Origin of the sequence: Moorena sp. SIO4A5 (assembly GCF_010672005.1) — a bacterium.
Taxonomy (GTDB): Bacteria; Cyanobacteriota; Cyanobacteriia; order Cyanobacteriales; family Coleofasciculaceae; genus Moorena.
In genome coordinates this window covers 1-3424 of record NZ_JAAHHZ010000519.1, presented here as the reverse complement: position 1 = coordinate 3424, position 3424 = coordinate 1, and the positions used below count along the sequence as shown (strand labels likewise).

1 protein-coding gene and 1 pseudogene are annotated in these 3424 nt (G+C 43.5%); both read right to left on the bottom strand.

Features of this window, described 5'->3' with window-relative positions; all coding sequences use genetic code 11:
• Positions 1–334 (bottom strand): hypothetical protein (locus F6K57_RS40260; protein WP_293074498.1); only part of this gene is annotated, 334 nt, incomplete at its 3' end.
• A gap of 488 nt (positions 335–822) precedes the next feature.
• Positions 823–3424 (bottom strand): annotated as a pseudogene (locus tag F6K57_RS40255) (peptidase C14); the annotation flags it as partial.

Genomic DNA, 3424 nt, shown 5'->3' with positions numbered 1-3424 from the left:
TAGGTATTCCAAAGGGTGGGTTTTCTACTGGGCTCCCGCTAAAGTCTGAAAAAGCAGCTCGATCTGCATCTGTCCTAAATACGTCTAGAGTAATAAGCTCAGTAGGATCTTGTTGAAAAAGAAGGTCTAATGACTGTAAATTAGCAGTGAGACCGCTAGTATCTAAAGTGAAAAAGACATCAATGGTGTCACCAACATTGACTTGGAGGTCATTGATGGCATCTTGGTCTAATTGCGACCCAATTGGAGTGAATGATACGGAGGCTCCATAAGCTGGAGTAACTGCGATCGCTCCCAGGAATACTAAAGAAGCACTAATGTGAGTTAATTTCATATGTATTGATATAAAAAACTACTATCAATATTTAATCAAACATTCCTGGATTTAATTTTTAAGAGTCAGTAAAGTTAGCTAAAAGATTAAGTGATGAAAGGAAAAACTAATGATGAAAGAAAAAACTAACCCTAAATGCGATTGACCTTGGCCTTTGGGCCACGCGGGGCGCGTTTGGCCACGCTTCGCGAACGCATCTGAATATATAGCAGTCGCCAGGGCAGTTAGGACATGACAAAAGTCTCAAACCTAAGTAAGCGCAAGAGTTTGACTTCTGACTTCTGACTTCTGACTTCTGACTTCTGACTTCTGCTATATTTGAGGCTGATTCCCTGTCTTGATGCAGCGCAAAATTGCCGATAATCTATCCAAGATTTCGGCTCTAATAATATATTTAGTTGGTAAGTACCCCATGAGGCGTTCGCGTAGCGTGGCCTTTAGGCCATGGCTTGAGCACCTACTTCATTCTTCTGTGGACAGGCATATGATTATTTCGAGTCTGGGGCTAACTGTTGTGCTACTGTTTTTGGCTCTTTGTCTATTTCCTCTGTATATGGATTGAGGTCGATGTCAGGATAGAGTTTTTGCGCTTCTTTGAATTTTTTAACAGCACTCTTGATATTTGGCTCTTTTTGTAACACAAAAGCCCTACCTTGTCTCACCAGAAAGTCGGCTTTGGCTTTATCTTCCCAACCAGCATACTTAAGACAAACTTCTCCTGCTTTATTATTTTGAGGCGCAACGAGGTCAGGATGAAATTGTAGCTGATCACATCCCTCTTTTAATAAATTTCGCCAATCTAAACCCAGCCACAAACGCACTGTTCCGTCGCCACTGGCACTGAGAATCTGTTTGCCATCTCGACTAAAAGCAATATCAGTGACCCTACTTGTATGACCTTGTAATGTATGGAGAGCAAGACCTGTTTCTGTGTCCCACAAACGCACTGTGTTGTCCCAACTGCCACTGAGAATCTGTTTGCCATCTCGACTAAAAGCGATCTCATTGACAAAAGTAGTATGACCTTCTAATGTATGGAGATGTTGACCGGTTTCGGTGTCCCACAACCGTAATGTTTTGTCGCCACTGCCACTGAGAATCTGTTTGCCATCTGGACTAAAAGCGATAGCCCAGACACCATCTATATGACCTTGTAATGTATGGAGAGTAAGACCTGTTTCTGTGTCCCACAAACGCAATGTTCCGTCGCCACTGCCACTGAGAATCTGTTTGCCATCTCGACTAAAAGCGATATCATTGACAGCACTTGTATGACCTTTTAATGTATGGAGAGTAAGACCTGTTTCTGTGTCCCATAACCGCACTGTGTCGTCCTCACTGCCACTGAGAATCTGTTTGCCATCTCGACTAAAAGCGATCGCAGTGACATCTTCTGTATGACCTTGTAATGTATGGAGAGTAAGACCTGTTTCTGTGTCCCATAACCGCACTGTGTCGTCCTCACTGGCACTGAGAATCTGTTTGCCATCTCGACTAAAAGCGATCGCAGTGACATCTTCTGTATGACCTTCTAATGTATGGAGAGGTTGACTGGTTTCTGTGTCCCATAACCGCACTGTGTCGTCCTCACTGGCACTGAGAATCTGTTTACCATCTCGACTAAAAGCGATCGCAGTGACATCTTCTGTATGACCTTCTAATGTATGGAGAGGTTGACCGGATTCGGTGTCCCACAACCGCACTGTGTTGTCATCACTGTCACTGAGAATCTGTTTGCCATCTGGACTAAAAGCGATCGCACTGACCCAACTAGTATGACCTTCTAATGTATGAATTAGTGTACCGGAATCTGTGTCCCACAAACGCACTGCTCCGTCGTCACTGCCACTGAGAATTTGTTTGCCATCTGGACTAAAAGCGATCGCACTGACCCAACTAGTATGACCTTCTAATGTATGGATTAGTGTACGGGATTTGGTGTCCCACAAACGCACTGTTGTGCTGTCCAAACTGCCACTGAGAATCTGTTTGCCATCTGGACTAAAGGCGATATCAGTGACAAAATCTGTATGACCTTCTAATTCGTCTGTATGGAGAGTTTGACCTGTTTCTGTGTCCCACAAACGCAATGTTCCGTCGCCACTGCCACTGAGAATCTGTTTGCCATCTGGACTAAAAGCGATCCCATAGACATCATCAGTATGATCTTCTATATGGAAAGGTTGACCGGAATCTGTGTCCCACAACAATGTGTTGTCCCAACTGTCACTGCTGAGAATCGGTTTGCTATCTGGACTAAAAGCGATATCAGTGGCAGTATTAGTATGACCTTCTAATGTATGTATTAGTGTACCGGTTTCTGTGTCCCACAAACGCAATGTTCCGTCGCCACTGCCACTGAGAATCTGTTTGCCATCTCGACTAAAAGCGATCTCATAGACATCTTCTGTATGACCTTCTAATGTATGGAGAGTTTGACCTGTTTCTGTGTCCCACAAACGCAATGTTCCGTCGCCACTGCCACTGAGAATCTGTTTGCCATCTGGACTAAAAGCGATATCAGTGGCAGTATTAGTATGACCTTCTAATGTATGTATTAGTGTACCGGTTTCTGTGTCCCACAAACGCACTGTGTCGTCCCTACTGCCACTGAGAATCTGTTTACCATCTGGACTAAAAGCGATCGCATTGACAGTATCAGTATGACCTTCTAATGTATGGAGAGGAAGACCTGTTTCTGTGTCCCACAAACGCACTGTGTTGTCAAAACTGCCACTGAGAATCTGTTTGCCATCTGGACTAAAAGCGATATCAGTGACAATATCTGTATGACCTTGTAAGCGATTCCTTTCTCGAACCTTATCTAAAGCTGCCAATAAGCTAGAATTAACTTCATTGATCACTGTTGGTTGTAAGGATTTTTGGTAATCTTGAGTTTTAGCGGTTGATTCAATAGCTTGGAGCAATTCTTCTGTAGTAGGTTTTACTGATGCAGAATACTTGATATTGGCAGCTTGTGCAAGTAAGTCTGAGTTAATTGCCCGTTTACGAGATTGTAAGCCAAAATGAGTCGATAATACTAAACCTGTACCTAACCCCACCATAACTGCGATCGCAACACCCCAATTC